The 3,550-nt window shown below is 62.6% G+C and carries 2 protein-coding genes; both read right to left on the bottom strand.

The annotated features are described in order from the left end of the window. On the bottom strand, positions 1 to 977 hold a 977-nt coding region (casA, locus tag ENJ19_00405; protein HHM04188.1), incomplete at its 3' end, for a type I-E CRISPR-associated protein Cse1/CasA. A 7-nt stretch (positions 978 to 984) separates the two neighbouring features. Beyond that, on the bottom strand, positions 985 to 3,396 hold the full coding sequence (gene cas3 / locus ENJ19_00400; GenBank protein HHM04187.1) for a CRISPR-associated helicase Cas3': 2,412 nt from the start codon (positions 3,394 to 3,396) through the stop codon (positions 985 to 987). Positions 3,397 to 3,550 lie beyond the last annotated feature (154 nt).

The following is a 3,550-nucleotide window of genomic DNA, read 5'->3' as shown; positions in this document are numbered from 1 at the left end:
CCCTTGCCGGTCTGGGCCATGAAACTGAGAATCGCCGTCAGCTGCCGCCAGGGGCGTTTCTCGGTATCCACCCATAGTACCTTGGGTGTTTTGGTAGAAAGGTTGATAGCGACCGATGGGTCGATGCCACCCTCCTTGTAGGCGCCATGAGTAATGCCTTCGGAGTAGTGCAGCCCGTCGTCCCGGAGCAGACAGAAATGGGAGAGGGGAACCAGACGGCCCATGAGGCTCTCTTTCAGACGCCGGGCATGCGGGCAATCTTCCCCCGCTGGCATTTCTTCCCAGGGAGGTACGCCAAGCCCTTGTGGGTAGAAGCTGAGGGTGTCGAGCTGGATTTGGCTGAACAGGTTCAACCAGAGGGTATTCCGCAAACGCTCTGTGTGCAGGAAGCTGTGCAGGTAGCCCATGAAACCGATCAGTGCACCGGCATGCCCGGAAGTCGGCTTGCCATTTGGCTTGGTTTTGCCGGTGTAGCCTGGCGTGAGAACCACGCTGTTGTCGGCCTTTTTACCAGCGAGTCCAAAGCCGGTCAGGGTGACCAGCAGCACTGCCCGGTCGGCGTCGGAGAGGGTTTTTTCCACCTGTGATTCGGTGAGTACCGTAGTGTTGCCCGTGGCGATATCGGGCAGCACTGCGCCGTAGCTCAGCAAACGAGAGCCTTCCAGTGCTGGAAATTGCAGAAAGGGCTGTTCTCCATAGAGCCAGAAGCGGTCATGCCAGCGCTCCAGATAGTCCAGGCAGGCCTGGGCCATGCCGTCGGCGCCTATCTCATTCCAGGCCTCGTCGTCAGCCGGCGTGGCCGCGGCCTGGGCAATAGCTAGCAGCAGTTTGGTGACGGCGATCTTCTGCACTGGATTTCCACCCAGAGCGCGATAGTCCGGGTTATCGAACAACTGGCGCAGGCTGACGCGACCCACATCGACCACAGGAATCCAGGGTTCGTCGATGAGGTTAAAGCGGTTCTCTGTGGTCATGATGGCTCCTTCAATGGGAAATCGTTTCGGCTCGGTAGCCCAGCAGGTCGTCGTAGATCAGCCGCCAGTTGCTGCTGGCAGGGGCGCCGCTGAGGCTTGATAATTCCCCGTCCGGCTGAACCAGGGCCACGCGCAGTCGGGCAGTCTCTTGCCCGTGGCCCCCCAGGTAGACATAGTCCGCCAGCCAGTGGAGGGTGCGGCGCAGGACGGCGTCGGGTTCCTTACCCGGCGGCACCCTGACCAGGTGGCGTTGCAGAGTGGCCGCCCGTTGCCGCCAGGCGTGCGCTCCTCCTTGCCTGCCGTAGTGGGGTAACAGCAGTGTCTCGCCGTCGAGAAAGGTCACCCGGGTGGCCCGTTCTTCCTTTACCGTTTGCACATGGCGCAACAGCAATACCTCGATGTTGTCGTGTTCGCTGTAGCGGGTGGCGGCCTGGTCGTCGGATTGGGTCTGGCCGATGTAGGCCAGGCCGACCCGGGCCAGTTGCTGCAGCTGTTTTCTGCCCAGGCGTCGGCGGCTGCCGTTTTCCAGTTCGTGGAGCCACTGGGCCATGGGGCCTGTCTCCTGACGTTCCCGGTAGGTGGCTTCGATCAGTTCACGGATCTGGCCGGGCAGTGTTACTTCTTCGCGCCCCTGCCAGACTTCCAGGCTGCGGCAGAGCACATAGGGGGCGTAGACATAGGCGGTGGCACCGAATGCCTGACAGGGCTGCTCGATGGCTGCGTCGAGTTCCGGCCCCAGCAGCCATGCCTCGCGTTGCGTGCCGCGCGGGCGCGGAATTTGGGCATGGCGCCAGAGGCGACCCAGCCGTTGCAGGAGCATGTCGCTGGGGGCGATGCGGGTAACCAGGAAATCGGCGTCGATGTCCAGCGACTGTTCGAGTACCTGGGTACCCACCAGGATGCGGCCGCAGCGCAAACGTTCCTCTCCCCCTGATTTGCCGTAGAGGGCGACCCATCGATCCTCCTTCTGCTGGCGATCCGCACGGGTGAAGCGGGAGTGCAGCAGGCCGCACTCGACCCCTGTTTCGGCGGCTCTGGCGGCTAGTACGGCATAGCGTTGTTGTGCCTCGGCTACGCTGTTTTCTATCCAGAGCACTTGCTGCCCCTGTGTTGCACGCTGTAACGCTTCTTCGATGGCCGGCGGGTCTTGGGCGGAGACCCGGGTCATCACGGTTTGTTCGCTGGGGCCGGGTACGGGCTGTTCCACGGGAAGAGGTTGTTCCATGGCCTGTGCGGTGACGAGGGGGTATTCGAGGCTTTGGGATTGCCGACCCAGCAGTGTGCTGCGGCGTGTGGCCGTCAAGGTGGCGCTGAGAATAATGACGGTGCAGCGGAGCCGCCGTAGCGTGGATACCAGTTCGTCGAGCAGCAGGCCGGTGTAGGCATCGTAGCTGTGCACTTCGTCGAGGATCACGACCTTGCCCGCCAGGCCGAAGGCGCGGACGAAGCCGTGACGCACGTTCATCACCGCCATCAGTGCCTGGTCGATGGTGCCGACAGCGAAGGGGGCCAGAATGCCGCGTTTGCGGGCATCGAACCAGCTGCGACCAGGTTGACCTTCTTCCCCGATTTCCAGTGTCTTCAACGCGGCGTTGCCGTGCAGCAGGCGGGGTGTGCGGTGGGCGCTTTCCGGGGCGAGGACTTTATCGAGAAAGGCGCCGACCCGCTCGTGGATCTTTTCCGAGGTGAGCTGGGTGGGCAGGGCAAAATAGAGGCCGGTGGCCTCGTTTCGGCTGAGTGCCAGGTAGGCAGCGTAGAGGGCTGCCTCGGTCTTGCCCAAGCCCATGGGGGCTTCCAGGATGTAGACGCCGGGCTGGCAGGCGTGGGCATAGAATTGTTTCTGACTCTCTCGCGGCGTGAAACCGAAGATTTCTTCGAAGCCAAGCCCTTCGATAATCTGTGGCGGTACAAAGCCTGCGTCGTCCACCGCCGGGGCGATATGCTTCCGCCAGTCGGCGGCGGGATCCTCGAAGAAGGTGCCGGAGCCGATCCAGTCCGCCACCGTGGTGAGGCCGGCCAGCACTCGCGCCTGCTCGTCGTCGCCGATTTCGGGCCAGTTACAATTCAGTTGCTCTTTCAAGCCGGTGATCAGCGCTTCACGCGCCTTTTGCCATGGCTGGCCGCCAAGGACTGGGTCGGTGGCCAGTTTTCCTTCCACCTGGGGCGAGTAACCGTGATGCAGCCCGACGATTCGGGGGATGAAGCGTCCGGTGCCGATGGCATCCAGCGTGAGCTGGCTTACACCGGGGTGGCCGCCCCAGTCACTCTCCTTGAGATGCGTAAATAGTTGTAGTCCAGGGGTAATGTGGAAGTCTCGCTCGATGGCGCGATGGATCTTGAGCTGGAATGTGGGACACAGCTTGCCCACATCATGGGATGCCGCGACCAGCTCTGCGCCCGGTGAAAAGAGCTTTCGCCGCAAGTTTTCGGGTGTCCGGCGCAGCAGTTCCCGGGCGACGCAGCCGACGATTTGGCAGTGATCGAAGACGGTGTGGCCTGGCTCGACGCCTCGTGGTGTGGGTCGGCTCTTTGCCAGGCAGTCCGCCGGTTTCGGTGGCTGTGCTCCGGAATCAGCT

The sequence above is a fragment of the Gammaproteobacteria bacterium genome (genome assembly GCA_011375345.1).
Taxonomy (GTDB): Bacteria; Pseudomonadota; Gammaproteobacteria; order DRLM01; family DRLM01; genus DRLM01.
The sequence above is the reverse complement of the archived record's forward strand: the minus strand, read 5'-3'. Positions and strand labels throughout refer to the sequence as shown.